Source organism: Enterobacter sp. CP102 (assembly GCF_025152625.1).
Taxonomy (GTDB): Bacteria; Pseudomonadota; Gammaproteobacteria; order Enterobacterales; family Enterobacteriaceae; genus Enterobacter; species Enterobacter soli.
On record NZ_CP104014.1, the window covers coordinates 4,323,830 to 4,339,688 of the forward strand.

20 protein-coding genes are annotated in these 15,859 nt (G+C 51.9%); 3 read left to right on the forward strand and 17 right to left on the reverse strand.

Annotation, left to right across the window (positions count from 1 at the left end; genetic code table 11):
- Positions 1-2: 2 nt before the first annotated feature.
- Together rplC and rpsJ are read right to left on the reverse strand one after the other, a co-directional pair.
- A complete protein-coding gene (rplC, locus tag N1249_RS20470; RefSeq protein ID WP_003863274.1) occupies positions 3-632 on the reverse strand; it encodes a 50S ribosomal protein L3 in 630 nt (209 codons plus the stop codon).
- 32 nt (positions 633-664) lie between these two features.
- Positions 665-976: a 30S ribosomal protein S10 gene (gene rpsJ, locus N1249_RS20475; RefSeq protein ID WP_001181005.1), complete on the reverse strand. Its 312-nt coding sequence runs from the start codon at positions 974-976 to the stop codon at positions 665-667.
- A 380-nt stretch (positions 977-1,356) separates the two neighbouring features.
- On the opposite strand from rpsJ, the gene N1249_RS20480 reads away from it, so the two are divergent.
- The gene (locus tag N1249_RS20480) at positions 1,357-1,830 is read left to right on the forward strand and encodes an A24 family peptidase (RefSeq protein ID WP_259832717.1); all 474 of its coding nucleotides are present in this window, start codon (positions 1,357-1,359) and stop codon (positions 1,828-1,830) included.
- Here N1249_RS20480 and bfr read toward each other — a convergent pair.
- The 11 genes from bfr to fkpA form a co-directional block, all read right to left on the reverse strand.
- Positions 1,814-2,290 (reverse strand): bacterioferritin, encoded by a 477-nt coding sequence (gene bfr / locus N1249_RS20485; protein WP_259832720.1) that lies wholly within the window; start codon positions 2,288-2,290, stop codon positions 1,814-1,816. The two genes, N1249_RS20480 and bfr, sit on opposite strands and share 17 nt — an antisense overlap.
- Before the next feature lie 72 nt (positions 2,291-2,362).
- Positions 2,363-2,557 (reverse strand): bacterioferritin-associated ferredoxin, encoded by a 195-nt coding sequence (gene bfd, locus N1249_RS20490; protein ID WP_059180778.1) that lies wholly within the window; start codon positions 2,555-2,557, stop codon positions 2,363-2,365.
- A 176-nt stretch (positions 2,558-2,733) separates the two neighbouring features.
- A complete protein-coding gene (gene tuf / locus N1249_RS20495; RefSeq protein ID WP_014068448.1) occupies positions 2,734-3,918 on the reverse strand; it encodes an elongation factor Tu in 1,185 nt (394 codons plus the stop codon).
- Between the two features lie 69 nt (positions 3,919-3,987).
- Complete coding sequence (gene fusA / locus N1249_RS20500; protein WP_259832724.1) at positions 3,988-6,102, reverse strand: elongation factor G; 2,115 nt, start codon at positions 6,100-6,102, stop codon at positions 3,988-3,990.
- A 95-nt stretch (positions 6,103-6,197) separates the two neighbouring features.
- Complete coding sequence (gene rpsG, locus N1249_RS20505; protein WP_004106370.1) at positions 6,198-6,668, reverse strand: 30S ribosomal protein S7; 471 nt, start codon at positions 6,666-6,668, stop codon at positions 6,198-6,200.
- A 96-nt stretch (positions 6,669-6,764) separates the two neighbouring features.
- On the reverse strand, positions 6,765-7,139 hold the full coding sequence (gene rpsL / locus N1249_RS20510) for a 30S ribosomal protein S12 (RefSeq protein WP_000246815.1): 375 nt from the start codon (positions 7,137-7,139) through the stop codon (positions 6,765-6,767).
- A 124-nt stretch (positions 7,140-7,263) separates the two neighbouring features.
- Positions 7,264-7,551, reverse strand: a complete 288-nt coding sequence (tusB, locus tag N1249_RS20515) for a sulfurtransferase complex subunit TusB (protein ID WP_259832727.1) — start codon at positions 7,549-7,551, stop codon at positions 7,264-7,266.
- 7 nt (positions 7,552-7,558) lie between these two features.
- The gene (gene tusC, locus N1249_RS20520) at positions 7,559-7,918 is read right to left on the reverse strand and encodes a sulfurtransferase complex subunit TusC (RefSeq protein WP_259832730.1); all 360 of its coding nucleotides are present in this window, start codon (positions 7,916-7,918) and stop codon (positions 7,559-7,561) included.
- On the reverse strand, positions 7,918-8,304 hold the full coding sequence (gene tusD, locus N1249_RS20525) for a sulfurtransferase complex subunit TusD (protein WP_259832734.1): 387 nt from the start codon (positions 8,302-8,304) through the stop codon (positions 7,918-7,920). Before tusD ends, tusC begins: the two co-directional genes overlap by 1 nt.
- Positions 8,304-9,026 (reverse strand): transcriptional regulator, encoded by a 723-nt coding sequence (locus N1249_RS20530; RefSeq protein WP_003861697.1) that lies wholly within the window; start codon positions 9,024-9,026, stop codon positions 8,304-8,306. The genes tusD and N1249_RS20530 overlap by 1 nt, the downstream gene beginning before the upstream one ends.
- 166 nt (positions 9,027-9,192) lie before the next feature.
- A complete protein-coding gene (fkpA, locus tag N1249_RS20535; RefSeq protein WP_166718357.1) occupies positions 9,193-10,014 on the reverse strand; it encodes an FKBP-type peptidyl-prolyl cis-trans isomerase in 822 nt (273 codons plus the stop codon).
- 237 nt (positions 10,015-10,251) lie between these two features.
- On the opposite strand from fkpA, the gene N1249_RS20540 reads away from it, so the two are divergent.
- Positions 10,252-10,470, forward strand: coding sequence for a protein SlyX (locus N1249_RS20540; RefSeq protein WP_259832752.1), 219 nt, complete (start codon positions 10,252-10,254; stop codon positions 10,468-10,470).
- An 83-nt stretch (positions 10,471-10,553) separates the two neighbouring features.
- Here the strand turns inward: N1249_RS20540 and slyD are convergent, their stop codons facing one another.
- From slyD to kefG, 4 genes are all read right to left on the reverse strand, one after another.
- Entirely contained in the window at positions 10,554-11,144 is a 591-nt protein-coding gene (gene slyD, locus N1249_RS20545; protein ID WP_014072068.1) for a peptidylprolyl isomerase, read from the reverse strand.
- A 94-nt stretch (positions 11,145-11,238) separates the two neighbouring features.
- Positions 11,239-11,439 (reverse strand): YheV family putative zinc ribbon protein, encoded by a 201-nt coding sequence (locus N1249_RS20550; RefSeq protein WP_008503011.1) that lies wholly within the window; start codon positions 11,437-11,439, stop codon positions 11,239-11,241.
- Between the two features lie 12 nt (positions 11,440-11,451).
- On the reverse strand, positions 11,452-13,257 hold the full coding sequence (kefB, locus tag N1249_RS20555) for a glutathione-regulated potassium-efflux system protein KefB (RefSeq protein WP_259832761.1): 1,806 nt from the start codon (positions 13,255-13,257) through the stop codon (positions 11,452-11,454).
- The gene (kefG, locus tag N1249_RS20560; RefSeq protein ID WP_259832763.1) at positions 13,257-13,808 is read right to left on the reverse strand and encodes a glutathione-regulated potassium-efflux system ancillary protein KefG; all 552 of its coding nucleotides are present in this window, start codon (positions 13,806-13,808) and stop codon (positions 13,257-13,259) included. The genes kefB and kefG overlap by 1 nt, the downstream gene beginning before the upstream one ends.
- A 132-nt stretch (positions 13,809-13,940) precedes the next feature.
- On the opposite strand from kefG, the gene N1249_RS20565 reads away from it, so the two are divergent.
- Positions 13,941-15,845 (forward strand): ABC transporter ATP-binding protein, encoded by a 1,905-nt coding sequence (locus tag N1249_RS20565; RefSeq protein WP_259832765.1) that lies wholly within the window; start codon positions 13,941-13,943, stop codon positions 15,843-15,845.
- The last annotated feature ends 14 nt before the right edge of the window (positions 15,846-15,859 follow it).

Genomic DNA, 15,859 nt, shown 5'->3' on the forward strand with positions numbered 1-15,859 from the left:
CCTTACGCCTTCACAGCTGGTTTAACGATCAGGTCGCTACCGGTTGCACCCGGAACTGCACCTTTAACCAGCAGCAGGTTGCGCTCAGCGTCAACACGTACTACGTCCAGGCTCTGAACGGTTACACGTTCGTTACCCAGCTGACCTGCCATTTTCTTGCCTTTGAACACTTTGCCCGGAGTCTGGTTCTGACCGATAGAACCCGGAACGCGGTGAGACAAGGAGTTACCGTGAGTAGCGTCCTGGGTACGGAAGTTCCAGCGCTTAACGGTACCAGCAAAACCTTTACCTTTAGAGGTACCGGTTACGTCAACTTTTTTAACGTCAGCAAACAGCTCAACGCTAATGTCCTGACCTACGGTGAACTCTTCGCCTTCAGCAAGACGGAATTCCCACAGACCACGGCCAGCTTCAACGCCAGCTTTAGCGAAGTGACCCGCTTCTGGTTTGGTTACACGGTTAGCTTTTTTAGCACCAGTGGTAACCTGAATAGCGCGGTAGCCATCGTTAGCCAGATCTTTAACCTGAGTAACGCGGTTTGCTTCAACTTCGATTACGGTTACTGGGATTGAAACGCCATCTTCAGTGAAGATGCGGGTCATACCCACTTTTTTACCGACTAAACCAATCATTGTATCAACCTCTCAATCGCTCGATGACCTGATTAACCCAGGCTGATCTGCACGTCTACACCGGCAGCCAGATCCAGACGCATCAGAGCATCAACGGTTTTCTCAGTTGGCTCAACGATGTCAACCAGACGCTTGTGAGTGCGGATTTCGTACTGATCACGCGCGTCTTTGTTGACGTGCGGGGAGATCAGAACGGTAAAGCGCTCTTTGCGGGTCGGCAGCGGGATCGGACCACGGACTTGCGCACCAGTGCGCTTAGCAGTCTCGACGATTTCCGCGGTTGATTGATCGATCAGACGATGATCAAACGCTTTCAGGCGGATACGGATTCTTTGGTTCTGCATGAGACCAGAGCTCCAATTATTTTATAAACGAAAATGATTACTCCTCAAACCCATTACGATTGATGGGAGAGTGTAACCGTTCTTACGTAGCCCCCCAATTGGGAGCATTGTTGAGTAACAAAATGAGTTACCCCGGTTCAGATTGAACCAGCCGTCAATTACGACAAGCCCGCGCATTATACGTAAATCTGAGCCAGACGCAAGTGTAGTTTAGTAATTAAGCGCCTGGGGCCACACTGCGTGTCGGGCCGCAGTGTGGTATGAAATGTAACCCGGTTAACTCATTTTCCCTGAAACAGGTGCGCAGCTCTAAAGTTTGCTATTTGCCACTGGCTGGCGTTGCGTAGAGGATGCCCGGAAACACTCTCTGAGGTATCGACATGCTAACCACTCTCCCCTTTCTGATTATCTATCTTGTTCTGACGGTGCTACTGGTTCGCAGCGATATCCTTGCCGGGATTTTACCGGACAAATATCTCTGCCCGCTTTTGTGGAGCGGTCTTGTTTTTCATCTTTGCGTTAATCCTGGTTTCCTACCCAACGCGGTAATTGGGGCAATAGCAGGTTACGCGGGGTTTGCGGCTATCTACTGGGGATATCGACTGGCGAGTAAGCGCGAAGGAATGGGATATGGGGATGTGAAATATCTTGCTGCGCTTGGAGCCTGGTACGGGTGGTGTGTTTTGCCTGGCCTTGCATTAACGGCGGCACTCACCGCGCTTCTGTATCTTGGTATCCAGTTTTGTCGTTACCCGGATAATCCGGTATTGAAAAACCCACTGCCTTTCGGGCCATTTCTGGCGGCAGCGGGTTTATGCTATGGCTGGCAAAGTGTAATCAATCTTCCACTTTAATCTGGGACTGGAGATAGTTCTGGATACCGAGTTTATCGATAAGATCCAGTTCGGTTTCCAGCCAGTCAATGTGGCCTTCTTCATCTGCCAGAATCTGGATCATCATATCGCGGCTAACATAGTCATGGACGCTGTCTGCGTAGGCGATGGCTTCACGAAGGTCTTTGGCGCCATCAAGCTCAAGTGCCAGATCGGAACGCAGCATCTCCTCAACATCTTCACCGATGCCCAGTTTGCCAAGATCCTGAAGATTGGGGATACCTTCGAGAAAAAGAATACGCTCAATATACTTATCGGCGTGTTTCATCTCATCGATGGATTCATGATATTCAACATCATTAAGACGTTTTAAGCCCCAGTTTTTAAACATTCTCGCATGGAGAAAATACTGGTTGATTGCGACAAGCTCATTTCCCAATAATTTATTGAGATAACTTATGATTTTAACATCACCTTTCATTATATAGTCCCTCCGCTTCCACTTATTGAAGCGTAGATGGGGCTACAGGGATGTCAAAAAAAAGATTGGGCCTTAAGCGATCTCTTTATACTCCGGGATCTGCATAAGCTCATCCTGCATGATTTCGCGAGCTGCGCGCACACACTTACCACATTGATTTCCAACTGGAACAAATTTGCGCAACTGCTGGAAAGATTGAGGGTGGAACTGGCGAACGGCCTGACGTATTTTTTTGTCACTCACACCATTACATAAACAAACGTACATAAATACTCCCGTTCAAATTATGCGCAAAGTGTAAGTGAGAATAGTTATGATTACAATAGCACAAACGCGGAGATGCGGGACGGGAGCGAACAAAAAATGCGAAAATTTGTGACAAGGAAAATGAAGACAATAAAAAAGGACGCCGAAGCGTCCTTTTTTTATTCAGGGATAATTAATTAGCCCAGAACTTTAGCAACAACGCCCGCGCCAACGGTACGGCCGCCTTCACGGATTGCGAAACGCAGACCGTCGTCCATCGCGATTGGGTGGATCAGAGTCACAACCATCTTGATGTTGTCGCCTGGCATTACCATCTCTACGCCTTCTGGCAGTTCGATGGTACCGGTCACGTCAGTTGTACGGAAGTAGAACTGTGGACGGTAGCCTTTGAAGAACGGAGTATGACGGCCGCCTTCGTCTTTGGACAGAATGTACACTTCAGATTCGAACTTGGTGTGTGGCTTGATTGAACCTGGCTTCGCCAGAACCTGACCACGTTCGATTTCTTCACGTTTGATACCACGCAGCAGAACACCAACGTTCTCACCAGCACGGCCTTCGTCCAGCAGTTTGCGGAACATTTCAACGCCAGTACAGGTAGACTTCGCAGTCTCTTTGATACCAACGATTTCAACTTCTTCACCAACTTTGATGATACCGCGCTCTACACGACCGGTAACAACGGTACCACGACCGGAGATGGAGAATACGTCTTCGATTGGCAGCAGGAATGGCTTGTCAATCGCACGCTCTGGTTCTGGGATGTAAGAATCCAGGAAGCCAGCCAGTTCGATGATTTTCGCTTCCCACTCTGCTTCGCCTTCCAGCGCTTTCAGAGCTGAACCACGAACGATTGGGGTGTCGTCGCCTGGGAAATCGTACTGAGACAGAAGTTCACGAACTTCCATTTCTACCAGTTCCAGCAGCTCTTCGTCATCAACCATGTCGCATTTGTTCAGGAACACGATGATGAAAGGAACGCCTACCTGACGACCCAGCAGGATGTGCTCACGAGTCTGAGGCATTGGGCCGTCAGTCGCAGCAACTACCAGGATCGCGCCGTCCATCTGCGCAGCACCGGTGATCATGTTTTTAACATAGTCGGCGTGGCCTGGGCAGTCTACGTGTGCGTAGTGGCGAGTCGGGGTGTCGTATTCAACGTGGGAAGTGTTGATGGTGATACCACGAGCTTTTTCTTCTGGTGCGTTATCGATCTGGTCGAATGCGCGAGCAGAACCACCGTAGGTTTTAGCCAGAACGGTAGTGATTGCAGCGGTCAGGGTAGTTTTACCATGGTCAACGTGGCCGATAGTACCAACGTTAACGTGCGGTTTTGTACGTTCAAATTTTTCTTTAGACACGGCTATATTCCTTACTATAGTGCTCTCCCCTTCGGAGAGAGCACGGGACTTAGGTTTTAATCCTGTGGATTACTTACCACGGGCTTCAATAACGGCCTGAGCAACGTTGTTAGGAGCGTCATCATACTTCAGGAATTCCATGGTGTATGATGCACGACCTTTGGTCAGAGAACGCAGCTGAGTTGCATATCCGAACATTTCAGACAGCGGAACTTCAGCGTGGATCTTAACGCCAGTTACTTCAGATTCCTGACCACGCAGCATACCGCGACGACGGCTCAAGTCACCGATAACGTCACCGGTGTTCTCTTCAGGAGTTTCTACTTCAACCTTCATGATTGGCTCAAGCAGAACTGGTTTTGCTTTCTTAAAGCCTTCTTTAAAGGCGATAGAAGCAGCCAGTTTAAACGCCAGCTCAGAGGAGTCAACGTCATGGTAAGAACCGAAGTGCAGACGAACACCCATGTCAACAACAGGGTAGCCAGCCAGAGGACCAGACTTCAGCTGCTCCTGGATGCCTTTATCAACGGCAGGGATGTATTCGCCAGGAATTACACCACCTTTGATGTCGTTGATGAACTCGTAACCTTTAGGGTTAGAGCCCGGCTCCAGTGGGTACATGTCGATCACAACGTGACCGTACTGACCACGACCACCGGACTGCTTAGCGTGTTTACCTTCAACATCAGTAACTTTAGCGCGAATCGCTTCACGGTAAGCTACCTGAGGTTTACCAACGTTAGCTTCAACGTTGAATTCACGCTTCATACGGTCAACGATGATGTCGAGGTGAAGTTCACCCATACCAGCGATGATGGTCTGGTTAGATTCTTCATCAGTCCATACGCGGAATGATGGATCTTCTTTCGCCAGACGGCCCAGAGCCAGACCCATTTTTTCCTGGTCAGCTTTGGTTTTTGGCTCAACAGCGATGGAGATTACCGGCTCTGGGAATTCCATACGCTCCAGAATGATCGGGTGATCTGGGTTACACAGGGTGTCACCAGTGGTCACGTCTTTCAGACCGATAGCTGCTGCGATGTCGCCCGCACGAACTTCTTTGATCTCTTCACGTTTGTTCGCGTGCATCTGTACGATACGACCGAAACGCTCACGTGCCGCTTTCACGGAGTTCAGGATGGTGTCACCGGAGTTAACCACACCAGAGTACACGCGGAAGAAGGTCAGGTTACCCACGAATGGGTCGGTAGCGATTTTGAACGCCAGTGCAGCAAACGGCTCGTCATCACTTGCGTGACGCTCAGCCGGAGTGTCTTTACCGTCGTCCAGGATACCGTTGATCGCAGGAACGTCAACCGGGGATGGCAGGTAGTCAACTACCGCATCCAGCATCGCCTGAACACCTTTGTTCTTGAACGCAGAACCACAGGTTACCAGGATGATTTCGTTGTTCAGAACGCGCTGACGCAGAGCTTTTTTGATCTCTTCTTCAGTCAGTTCTTCACCACCCAGGTATTTCTCCATCAGCTCTTCAGAAGCTTCAGCTGCGGATTCGATCAGGTTCTGGTGCCATTCGTCAGCCAGGTCCTGCATCTCAGCTGGGATATCTTCGTATTCGAAGGTAACACCCTGATCTGCATCGTTCCAGTTGATGGCTTTCATTTTCACCAGGTCGATAACGCCGGTGAAGCCTTCTTCAGCACCAATTGCCAGCTGCAGCGGAACAGGGTTCGCGCCCAGACGGGTTTTGATCTGACCAACAACTTTCAGGAAGTTAGCACCCATACGGTCCATTTTGTTAACGAACGCGATGCGTGGAACTTTATATTTGTTCGCCTGACGCCATACGGTTTCAGACTGTGGCTGAACACCACCAACTGCGCAATAAACCATTACCGCGCCGTCAAGAACACGCATGGAACGTTCTACTTCGATGGTGAAGTCAACGTGGCCCGGGGTGTCGATGATGTTTACGCGATGCGGTTCGTACTGCTTAGCCATACCTGACCAGAATGCAGTAGTCGCTGCGGAGGTGATAGTAATACCACGCTCCTGCTCCTGTTCCATCCAGTCCATGGTGGCTGCGCCGTCATGAACTTCACCGATTTTATGGTTTACACCGGTGTAGAACAGAATACGTTCGGTAGTAGTGGTTTTACCGGCGTCGATGTGCGCACTGATACCGATGTTACGATAGCGTGCGATGGGTGTTGTACGAGCCATTTGATTCCTCGTTTATTTCTTTGGCGTTCAGTTAAGTAACCCAGAACGGGCAGCTTCTCTGAAGCGCCCGTCTGGTGACTATGACTCCGAAGGGATTACCAACGGTAGTGTGCGAACGCCTTGTTGGCTTCTGCCATACGGTGAACGTCTTCACGTTTCTTAACTGCGGTACCTTTGTTGTCCGCAGCGTCAGAAAGTTCGTTCGCCAGACGCAGAGCCATGGATTTATCACCGCGTTTACGAGCAGCTTCAACGATCCAACGCATTGCCAGAGCATTACGACGAACCGGACGAACTTCAACTGGAACCTGATAAGTAGAACCACCAACGCGGCGGGACTTAACTTCTACGGTTGGGCGAACGTTGTCGAGAGCGACTTCGAAAGCTTCCAGTTCATTTTTACCAGAACGCTGAGCCAGGGTCTCAAGCGCGCTGTATACGATTGCTTCTGCAGTAGATTTTTTACCATCTACCATCAGGATATTTACAAATTTTGCCAGCAGTTCTGATCCGAATTTCGGATCTGGAAGGATTTTACGCTGACCAATGACGCGACGACGTGGCATGGGAATACTCCGTTGTTAATTCAGGATTGTCCAAAACTCAAAGAGTTTAGTGTGACATTAAGATAAATCAGTTTGGCCTTACTTAACGGAGAACCATTAAGCCTTAGGACGCTTCACGCCGTACTTGGAGCGAGCCTGCTTACGGTCTTTAACACCTGAGCAGTCGAGCGCACCACGAACGGTGTGGTAACGAACACCCGGAAGGTCTTTAACACGACCGCCACGGATCAGGATCACGGAGTGCTCCTGCAGGTTGTGACCTTCACCACCGATGTAGGAAGTCACTTCGAAACCGTTAGTCAAACGCACACGGCATACTTTACGCAGTGCGGAGTTTGGTTTTTTAGGAGTGGTGGTATATACACGAGTACATACGCCACGTTTCTGCGGGCAGGCTTCCAGCGCAGGCACGTTGCTTTTCGCAACTTTGCGTGCACGTGGTTTGCGTACCAGCTGGTTAACTGTTGCCATTAAATAGCTCCTGGTTTTAGCTTTTGCTTCGTAAACACGTAATAAAACGACCTCATACAATATGAGGACGCGAAATTTTAGGGCTACGTCGAAAAGGTGTCAAGAAATATACAGCGATCTCAAATCACCAGTTCATTTGACTGGGGTGCGTCACAGCAAGATTGACGAAATCAGTATAGCCAACGACGTCAATTTTGGCTGAAATTTGACCAGCAAGACCCCGCGCGTCAATGTCTTCTTTCAGCGCAGATACAGAGATGGGGGCATTGGTAAGGATTTCAACGAAGCGGCTGCCTTCAATTGCCGCCAGCACGCCATCCTGAATGAGTAGCAGGTCATCACCTTCACGCAGCATTCTTACTAATGCTTCAATGTCGCATTGCCACGGTGAATGACTCAGGGTATGGAGCATGACAGCCTCAGAAAGTCAGAATGGTATCGTAGTGAGAGAGTTGTTCGCGCAGCGCGTCAGCCGCAAGAACCGTTACGTCGAGGACAAACGCGCTGTTTTCATTTAACCCGCGCGATGTCAGAGAATCGGCGCAAACATAGAACGTTTCAATATCGTAAAGCGGCAGAACTTTGAACGTCGCGATGTAATCGCGGGCCAGCACCGCCTGGGGTTGTTGTCCGGCAAGAAGCTGGAACACGCCATCCCCCAAAAAGAAAACGCCAATGTCTTCGGTTAACGCAGATGTCGCCAGCAGTGCATCAAGCCCTTCACGACCCGATGCGCTACCATGCGGAGCAGAGGAAAATACAAAAGCCACGCGATTCATCAGAACTGTACCATGCGATCACAGGTTAGTGCGGCCTGAGCCAGGGCGCCTAAACCACTCAGAGAAAAACCAGCCTGAAGATTTGCCGCCGGGAACCCCAGTCGCGCGGCTTCAGTTGCATCGGTCACACCACGACGCAGCGCAGCGGCCACGCAGATATGCAATTCAACACCCTGCTTTTCGTTTAGCGCTTGCCAGGCGCGCACCAGGTCAAATTCATCAGACGCCGGTGAAGTAAACTGATTCGCGTTATAGACGCCTTCGCGATAAAAGAAAACGCTCACCAGTTCATGTCCGGCTTCCAGTACCGCCTGTGCAAATTGCAGCGCGCTGCTGGCTTGCTGTGTGCCATAAGCCGGGCCAGTCACCATCAGGGCAAAGCGCATTACTTATCTTGCCCCAGGAAATCGCCGCTTTTGAACTGACGAATATAGAGATAAACCGTGTGCTTGGAGATGTTCAGACGGTCGGCCACCTGGTTAATGGCATCTTTAATATCAAAAATCCCTTTCTCGTAGAGGTTCAGCACGATCTGACGATTCTTGGCGTTGTTAGAGACATTGCGATCGGCATTAACCTCTTCGATGGTGAACTCGAGCGTTTGCGTAACGAGGTCTTCAACGGAAGAAGCAAAGTTAACAGATGAGCCTACGTCCGGGGTTTCTGGCGGAATAAAGGTGCTCATGATTTGCGAGAATGGCACATCAAGGTTCATGTTGATGCACAGCAGTCCAATCACCCGATGCTCGCGATTTCGAATGGCGATAGTTTCTGATTTCATCAGCACGCCACTTTTGGCGCGGGTGAAATAACATTTGGAGACGCTGCTGTCCGCGCCGGTCATGTCGTGCAGCATACGCAATGCAAGGTCGGTGATAGGTGAGCCAATTTTACGGCCAGTATGTTCACCATTAGCAATGCGGATGGCGGAACACTTCAGATCTTGCAAGGAGTGCAATACGATTTCGCAGTGGGACCCAATGAGCATCGCTAACCCGTCCACCACCGCTTCGTAGGATTTCAGAATATCGAAGTCGGTCTGATCGAAAGGACGTTGATCCAGCAAATCTAGCTCACTGGTTTCGTTGGTTAAAAGCGACCTGGACATGAAAAAAACACTCCTTTTCAGGAGCCTGTCGTTAGGTTTTCAGGGCAGGCTCATTATCTACACGGACAACTAAATTAATACAGCGTGTATAACGCTTTCCAGTGTTAATTATATCTGCCCCACAATAAAAAAAACCGCCGCCTTAAAGGCGGCGGTTTTCATAACATTACTTCTTGGCGTCTGCCGCGGCTTTCTCGTCTGCCGGCGCGTCAGTTTTCGCATCGGCTTTCGGTGCTGGTTTGATGTCCAGCAGCTCTACTTCAAAGACCAGCGTAGAGTTCGCAGGGATGCCTGGAACGCCAGTTTTGCCGTAAGCCAGATCTGGTGGGATGACCAGCTGGATTTTACCGCCTTTCTTGATGTTTTTCAGGCCTTCAGTCCAGCCAGGGATCACACCATCAAGACGGAAGGAGAGAGGTTCACCGCGGGTGTAAGAGTTATCGAACTCTTTACCGTCGATCAGCGTACCTTTGTAGTTAACCACTACAGTGTCGCTGTCTTTTGGCGCATCACCAGTACCTTCTTTCTCTACTTTATAGACCAGGCCAGTAGAAGAGGTTTTGGCGCCTTTCTCTTTAGCAAAAGTATCGCGGTAGGCTTTGCCTTTTGCTTCGTTGTCTTTTGCATCAGCATCCATCTTGGTCTGAGCAGCACCTTTCACGCGAGCTTCAAACGCCTGCAGAGTCTGTTCGATTTCCTGGTCAGACAGTTTGCTCTTGTCTGCAAAAGCATCCTGAACACCGGCGATCAGCTGAGCTTTATCCAGTTTGATGCCCAGCTTCTCTTGCTCTTTCAGAGAGTTTTCCATGTAACGACCCAGAGATGCGCCAAGTGCGTAGGCGGATTTCTGGTCGTCATTTTTGAACGCCGCTTTGCTGTCTGTCGTCGCAGCAGGTTTCGCAGCAGTATCAGCAGCGAAAGACAGCGGCGCATTCAGTGCAACCGCCATCGTGGTTGCCAGCAGCGTTACTTTAAACAGTGATTTCATCCATATCTCCAGGGCCTGGGGACTCTCACCCCAGAGTTAAACGTAAATGAGTAGCGTACTATAAAACGTTGCGGAAGAAATCTACAGACAGACTCTCCCGATTCTCGCCACTTTTCAGACTATTTTTGTTTAAATAAGTTTCTTGCCAATAGGATGGATACTGTACTTAGGGATAAACTCGGTTAAAATTCGCCGCCCTCGCCCGTTATGGCGAAAGAGAAATGAACGAGGTGAATCATGAAAGACACAATGACAGAAGAGAGACTGGCAGAGCTGGAAAGCCGCCTGGCCTTTCAGGACATCACCATCGAAGAGCTAAACCAGACCGTTACCGCGCATGAGCTCGAAATGGCGAAACTGCGGGATCATATGCGTCTGTTGACCGAAAAGCTCAAGGCCACACAGCCTTCAAACATAGCTTCACAGTCAGAAGAGACGCCACCGCCGCATTATTGAGGCGTAAAAAAAGCGGGATTATCCCGCTTTTTTTGTGCCCGGTGGCGCGAAGCTTACCGGGCCTACATGTCAAACGACAGGTATTAGTGGCAGCCGCAACCGCCGTTACCGCAACCACCTTTACCGTGGTCGTGACCATGGTCGTGATCGTGGCCGTGACCACCGCAGCAACCGTCGTGGCCGTGATCGTGGTCATGGTCGTGACCATGTGCACCGTGAACATGGCCGTGAGCCAGTTCTTCTTCAGTTGCTTCACGAACAGCAACAACTTCTACGTTGAATTTCAGGTTCTGGCCAGCCAGCATGTGGTTGCCATCAACCACAACGTGGTCGTCTTCAACTTCAGTGATTTCTACAGGAACTGGGCCCTGGTCGGTTTCAGCCAGGAAACGCATACCAACCTGAAGTTCGTCAACGCCCATGAACACGTCTTTAGGAACGCGCTGAACCAGGTTGTCGTCGTACTGACCGTAAGCGTCGTTTGCGCCTACAGCAACGTCAAATTTGTCGCCAACTTCATGACCTTCCAGCGCGTTTTCCAGGCCGGAAATCAGGGAACCGTGACCATGCAGGTAGTCCAGCGGCGCACTCACCGGAGACTCATCAACCAACACACCGTCTTCTGTACGTACCTGATAGGCCAGGCTGACCACCAGGTCTTTTGCTACTTTCATGATATCTCCTGAGCGTGGGAAAATTGCTGGCGCAGATTGTAGCCGAAATCTGCACCCGTGTACCCTTTAGCTTAAAAAAACTCAGGGCATATCGCTAGTCCGGATGAAAAATGCCGATGACTTGCTCTTCTTTGCGAACATGCTCGCGCGCTTCTTTGTCAGCCTCACGCATCTGATGACCGCACTTAACACACTCAACAACATCAATATTATTCTCGCGCCACATTGCCAGCGTATCTTGCGCCTGGCAGGTCGGACACTTTGCACCTGCGATAAAGCGTTTACGTACCGCCATGTTATTTACCTTTTATTCAAATTCATCCCAGCCATCCAGCTGGCGTCGTTCTTGCTGCATCTCTCTCTGGAAGATCTCTTCCAGCTCGCGTCGCGCTTCCCGCACACGGGAAATCTGCACCGTATCGGTATGAACAGGCATAAGCTCGCGCAACATGCGCATGTCCAGCCTGCGGAAATGCATCTGGGCGCGCTGGGCCTGATGAGGATGCATACCCAATGAAACAAGCGCTTTACGCCCAAGCTCTAGCGCGGATGAGAATGTCTCACGCGAGAAGTGTTTTACCCCCGCCTGCAACAGTTCATGCGCCTCAACACGCCCACGCGCACGCGCCAGGATATGTAAATGCGGGAAGTGCTGCTGGCACAACTCCACCAGCTTCATGGTGTCTTCCGGCTCGTTACAGGTAATGACGATGGATTCAGCGGCTTCTGCCCCGGCAGAGCGTAACAGCTCAAGCTGAGTGGCATCACCGTAGTAAACCTTATAGCCATATTTTCGCATCAGGTTCACCGCGCTGATATCACGCTCCAGCACCGTGATACGCATTTTGTTCGCCATAAGCAGACGCCCGATAACCTGACCAAAACGGCCAAATCCCACAACGATCACCTGCGGTTTATCATCTTCCACCCACGGGGTTTCGTCTTCATCTTCTGTCAGGTTAAAGCGGCGGGACAGGAACTTATCCACCAGCTTCATCAGCAGCGGCGTGGTCATCATCGACAACGTCACTGTCACCAGCAGCAACGCCATCTGGTCATCTTTGAACAGTTTCTGCGACGATGCCATGGAAAAGAGCACAAATGCGAACTCTCCCCCCTGACTTAACACACTGGCAAACTGCATTCGCTCAGAGCTGCGCAGCCCGTATATCCGCGCCAGCGCGTACAGCACCAGCGTTTTAACCGCCACCAGCACGGCAACGCAGACCACCACCCACAGCAGATGGGTATAAAGCACGCCCAGATTGAGCGCCATCCCAACCGAAATAAAGAACAGCCCTAACAGCAGCCCTTTAAACGGATCGATGGCAATTTCCAGCTCGTGACGGTATTCGCTTTCAGCAAGCAGCACCCCGGCGATAAACGTCCCGAGCGCCATAGAAAGCCCCAGCGCATCCATAAATAACGCTGACCCGAGCACCAGCAGCAACGTTGCCGCCGTAAACACTTCGCGTACACCAGATGCGGCAATAAAGCGGAACACCGGGCGCAGTAAGAAGCGTCCGCCAATCAGCATCCCCGCGAAGGCCAGCACCTTCATCGAGACTTTCGCCCAGTCAAAGTGATCGTCGCCAGAGCCTGCCAGCAGCGGCACCAGCGCCAGGGCCGGGATCACCGCCAAATCCTGAAACAGCAGCACCGAAAAACCCAGTTGACCCGCTTCGCTGCGGTTCATGCCCTTGTCGCGCATCAGCTGTAACGCCATTGCCGTGGAAGACATCGCCAGGCCAATACCGCCAATCACTGCCGCTTGCCAGGAGAAATGGGTCAGCATTAACAACCCGCCCAGAATGGCAGCACTGAACAGTACCTGTGCCGTCCCGACACCAAAAATAGAGCGACGCAATTGCCACAGCTTAGACGGGTTCAGCTCAAGGCCGATGATGAACATCAGGAACACCACCCCCAGCTCAGAGAAGTGCAGGATTTCATCAACATCGCTGATAAACCCAAGCCCCCACGGGCCGATGGCAATCCCCGCCAGCAAATACCCCAGCACCGCGCCAATGCCAATCCGCGATGCCAGCGGCACGGCAACCACGGCGGCAAATAAGAAGAGCACGCCAGCCAGCAGTAAATTCGATCCTTCCATCAGCGACCTCCTGCCGGGATCGGCGAGGCCAGCCATTCACCATAGGCTTTGGCATGATTCGCCAGCTCCTGTGGCTCCTGACGGCGCGCCCAGTAAACAATGATCGGGCTCATCCAGTGCATACGGCACATGGCAGCCGTGAGTTCGAACGGTCGCAAAATATCGCTCATGGGATAACGATTCAGACCATCGTAGCGGTAAGCGCTCTCTGGCTCGCCCGTGGTGATGACACTACGCCAGTACTTTCCCGCCAGTTGGTTGCCCCCTACCCCGCTGGAGAACCCCCGGCTCAGAACGCGATCCAGCCACTCTTTGAGCAGCGCCGGACAACTGTAGGTATAAAGCGGATGCTGGAACACAATCACGTCATGCTGACGCAGGAGTTCCTGCTCGTATGGAATATCGATAAAGAAATCAGGATAGTGCGCGTAGAGATCGTGCACCGTCACGTTACTGAGCTGTGAAGCCGGCTTAAGCAGAACCCGGTTCGCCACCGAGTCCTGAGATTCCGGATGGGCATACAGCAGCAGCACTTTTGCTGTCTGAGACATCACTCCCCTCCCGGTTCTGTTTTTGTGTATTGTTGTCGTTTTGGGCTACCATGGCGGCCCGGTGGGGAATATGGCCCACACCTTACATTATCATAATGACAAATTAACATAGTCGGAACATACGGCGCTTCTATGATTGTTTTCTCCTCGTTACAAATTCGTCGCGGCGTGCGTGTCCTGCTGGACAACGCAACGGCCACCATCAATCCAGGTCAAAAAGTCGGTCTGGTCGGCAAAAACGGCTGTGGCAAATCCACCCTGCTGTCGCTGCTGAAAAACGAGATAAGCGCCGATGGCGGGAATTTTACCTTCCCGGGTAACTGGCAGCTTGCGTGGGTAAATCAGGAAACCCCCGCGCTGAGCGAGCCCGCACTCGACTATGTTATTGACGGCGATCGTGAATACCGCAAGCTGGAGCGCGAGCTTCACGATGCCAACGAACGCAACGACGGCCACGCCATTGCCACCGTTCACGGCAAGCTGGATGCCATTGACGCCTGGACGATTCGCTCCCGCGCCTCCAGCCTGCTGCACGGTCTGGGTTTCAGCAACGAACAGCTCGAACGCCCGGTGAGCGATTTCTCCGGCGGCTGGCGTATGCGTCTTAACCTGGCGCAGGCGCTGATCTGCCGCTCTGACCTGCTGCTCCTCGATGAACCGACGAACCACCTCGATCTCGATGCGGTTATCTGGCTGGAAAAATGGCTGAAAAGCTATCAGGGTACGCTGATTTTGATCTCCCACGACCGCGATTTCCTCGACCCGGTGGTAGATAAAATCATTCATATCGAACAGCAAACCATGTTCGAGTACACCGGCAACTACAGCTCCTTCGAGCGCCAGCGTGCCACCCGTCTTGCCCAGCAGCAATCAATGTACGAAAGCCAGCAACAGCGCGTGGCGCACCTGCAAAGCTTCGTCGATCGCTTTAAAGCCAAAGCCTCGAAGGCCAAGCAGGCGCAAAGCCGTATCAAAATGCTGGAGCGCATGGAGATGATTGCCCCGGCGCATGTGGATAACCCGTTCCACTTTAGCTTCCGCGAACCCGAAAGCCTGCCGAATCCATTGCTGAAAATGGAGAAAGTCAGCGCGGGCTATGGTGAGCGCATTATTCTGGACTCCATTAAGCTCAACCTGGTGCCGGGTTCACGTATCGGCCTGTTAGGGCGTAATGGTGCGGGTAAATCGACTCTGATTAAGCTGCTGGCGGGTGAACTGAACCCGGTAAGCGGTGATATCGGTCTGGCGAAGGGCATCAAGCTTGGCTACTTCGCTCAGCATCAGCTGGAATTTTTACGCGCCGATGAGTCGCCAATTCAACACCTGGCACGTCTGGCCCCGCAGGAAATGGAACAGAAGCTGCGCGACTACCTTGGCGGCTTTGGCTTCCAGGGCGATAAGGTCACGGAAAACACCGAGCGTTTCTCCGGGGGCGAGAAAGCCCGTCTGGTGCTGGCGTTGATCGTCTGGCAACGCCCTAACCTGCTGCTGCTCGATGAACCGACCAACCACCTGGATCTCGACATGCGCCAGGCATTGACCGAAGCGCTGATTGAGTTCGAAGGCGCGCTGGTTGTGGTTTCGCACGACCGTCACCTGATCCGCTCCACCACTGACGATCTCTACCTGGTACACGGCGGCAAAGTCGAACCGTTCGACGGCGACCTGGAAGACTATCAGCAGTGGCTGACGGACGTGCAAAAGCAGGAAAACCAGCCGGAAGAGTCAGCGAAGGACAATGCCAACAGCGCGCAGTCGCGTAAAGATCAGAAGCGCCGCGAAGCAGAGCTGCGCACCCAGACGCAGCCGCTGCGTAAAGAGATTGCCCGTCTTGAAAAAGAGATGGAAAAGCTCAACGCCACGCTGGCTACCGTTGAAGAGAAGCTGGGCGACAGCGAGCTGTACGACCAGAGCCGCAAAGCGGAACTGACCGACTGTCTGCAAACCCAGGCGAAAACCAAATCCAGCCTCGAAGAGTGCGAAATGGCGTGGCTGGACGCACAGGAACAGCTGGAAGCCATGCTTCAGGTCGACTAAACCATCGGGAGGGT